Here is a 2,424-nt window from a genome sequence, read left to right on the forward strand (position 1 = left end):
TCATATTTGTGCCAATCTGCAATTAAATCTTTACCTCGCTTAAAAGCTGTTCCTGACTCCTTTTCTGCTTGTAAACGCATTTTTGCTTCGGTTAGTTTTACCTGATATTCTGCCAATTTAGTTTGTGCTGCTACATAACTTGGGTTATCTACAGAAATTTTCTGTAATTGACTAATTGCTTGTTCCCATAAATTGACTGCTAGTTGCAATTTTTGTTCTGGATAGGGTTCATTTTCAGAAATTTTGCCTGCTTGCAAAACAAATTGTCTAGCTGCTTCAATGATCACATCACTACGTTTACTACCATTAGCTAAACCCACCTCTGCTTGAAAATCTCGCTTAGTTGCGGCTAATTGTGGTTTTGCCATTTTTGCAGCAACAGTAGTAGGTGGAATTTGTGCTAACTTATCTATTCCAGTTTGCCAGTTAGCGATCGCCTCATTTTTTTCTGTTGAAGTTTCAGCTTCCAGATATTGTTGTTTAGCTGTAGCAATTGTTTGTTCTGCTTCTGTTAACAATGTTTGAGCATTTTTTTCTTGAAATACCTTCGCCTCCATTCGTCCTATCTGTTTTCTCGCCGTTTCAAATTCATCTAATGTAAATTTCCAAGAACAACTAAAAAAGGTACAGTATCTTTCAGGATAATAACCTAAAAACCAAACTGGCAATTCATCCAGATGTTTTTGTGCCAAAGCAACTTTCTCAGCACCAAAATTAATATCTGCACTAGAAGTTGCTTTATTAATTAATTGATCTGCTTGTTCAACATTAGCGATCGCCTCCCGATAGTTATAATCCATATTTATATAACTAGGTAATAAAATTATTGGTGCTATTCTAGACACAGGTTTACGAATCATTGGATAGGGTAAATTTGCCACCCAAACTATCCCTGCTATTCCTGCTAGTGCAGCAGGTATCAAAGCAATTTTACTCAAAATTCCTGGTGGTTTATTTGCTTTAGCTGCTTTCTGAATAACTGTCTCACTAAAATTAGGAAATTGGTCTTTTACTAAATAACTTAACTCTTCTTCTTTTAGGGGTTCTCCTGATTGGAAAGTTAACTTATCCAATCTTTTCATTACTATATTTTTTCCCACTTCCCCAACCAAATCTTCTTTAGCACATTTGTCAACTTCTACCTCTAATATTTTATAGGCTCGATTATATAATCGTGACATATTTTTACCTCTAGATTTATTGCTTATATTATACTCGGATAATTTAGTGGAGCAACAGATCTCAAACAGTGCAATGGTTTGTTATGACCGATTTTGAAACAATTATGATAGCTTAAATTTTAACCCTCTAATGCACCCTAAAACAATAAACTTTTTAGCTATTTCAGTCCAGTAGATTGCCTTAAGGTACAACTCAACAGATATAACATATTGTTGGGTTTCCTTTATCAACCCAACCTACAAAGTTTCAATACTTTTTTATTATTGTCAGCATTAAGGAACAAGATAGAGGTGCAAGTAAAATTATGCAAGTAAAATTATTTATTATCCTTGCTTAATTGCTGAAGTTTTGTATCTAGGTACTGAAGCTATTTGTCGCGGTAAAAAGTTTCAAAATTATCGTCGTATTTATACTTTGAAAGAATATGTTTTGATTGATGCCCAAAAGATAATGGTTGAATGTTTTCGACTTAATCAAAATGTGATTTTAGAGCAATCAGTAGGTTGGGTTAAGCGACAGCGCAACCCAACACCAAGCTCAAATCTTTTGGGTTTCGGTTCCATGCTTCGCAACGCTAACGCGAACAACCCAACCTACAAAGTGTCAATAATTTTTTATTATAGGCAAAAACAGGAGGTAATTATAGAATGGAAAAATTAGAAAAATACAGAAATTATATTCAGCAAATAATTAAAGATTACGGACAATATAAACCGTCTTATGGAGAGGTAGAAGTACAAACAATTTTTGACAGGGAACGCGACCATTATCAACTTTTAAATGTCGGTTGGGATGGCAATGAAAGAATTCGGGGATGTGTCTTACAAATAGATATTAAAAATGAAAAAATCTGGATACAACATGATGGTACAGAAATTGGTATTGCTGGTGAATTAGTAGATTTAGGAGTTCCATCATCAGATATTGTTCTGGCTTTTCATGCACCTTATAAACGAAAATATACAGGTTTTGCTGTGGAGTAAATTAAGGAATTCAAAAGTCAAAAATCAAAAGTAAGATTTTTTAGGCTCAAAACTAAAAAGTACAAAAGTTCTGTAGCTCAGACTAATTTATCCTATACAAAAAAAGATTTAGGCGTTAGCGGAGCTTGGCGTTAGTCAATGCCATTTGCTTCGCATAACTATCGTTAACGCTCCTAAATATAATGTTTTCAACGTTAATTTGCGTAAGTCCCGTTATAATTATCAATAATAACTAAATGCTTACCTTCAATTTTTCCCA

3 protein-coding genes are annotated in these 2,424 nt (G+C 33.9%); 2 read left to right on the forward strand and 1 reads right to left on the reverse strand.

Annotated features, from left to right (window positions below; genetic code table 11):
* The coding region (locus F6K13_RS28470) for a hypothetical protein (protein WP_287289214.1) at nucleotides 1-1,181 on the reverse strand (1,181 nt) is incomplete at its 3' end.
* A gap of 337 nt (nucleotides 1,182-1,518) precedes the next feature.
* Between F6K13_RS28470 and F6K13_RS28475 the strand changes: the two genes are divergently transcribed.
* Complete coding sequence (locus F6K13_RS28475; RefSeq protein WP_353735316.1) at nucleotides 1,519-1,842, forward strand: Uma2 family endonuclease; 324 nt, start codon at nucleotides 1,519-1,521, stop codon at nucleotides 1,840-1,842.
* Nucleotides 1,830-2,165 (forward strand): XisI protein, encoded by a 336-nt coding sequence (locus F6K13_RS28480; RefSeq protein WP_287240424.1) that lies wholly within the window; start codon nucleotides 1,830-1,832, stop codon nucleotides 2,163-2,165. The genes F6K13_RS28475 and F6K13_RS28480 overlap by 13 nt, the downstream gene beginning before the upstream one ends.
* Nucleotides 2,166-2,424: the final 259 nt, after the last annotated feature.

Origin of the sequence: Okeania sp. SIO2B9 (assembly GCF_010672505.1) — a bacterium.
GTDB classification, from domain to species: domain Bacteria; phylum Cyanobacteriota; class Cyanobacteriia; order Cyanobacteriales; family Microcoleaceae; genus Okeania; species Okeania hirsuta.

Coding starts and splice junctions, on each gene's coding strand:
- F6K13_RS28480 (WP_287240424.1), top strand. CDS start 1,830: ATGGAAAAATTAGAAAAATACAGAAATTATATTCAGCAAATAATTAAA.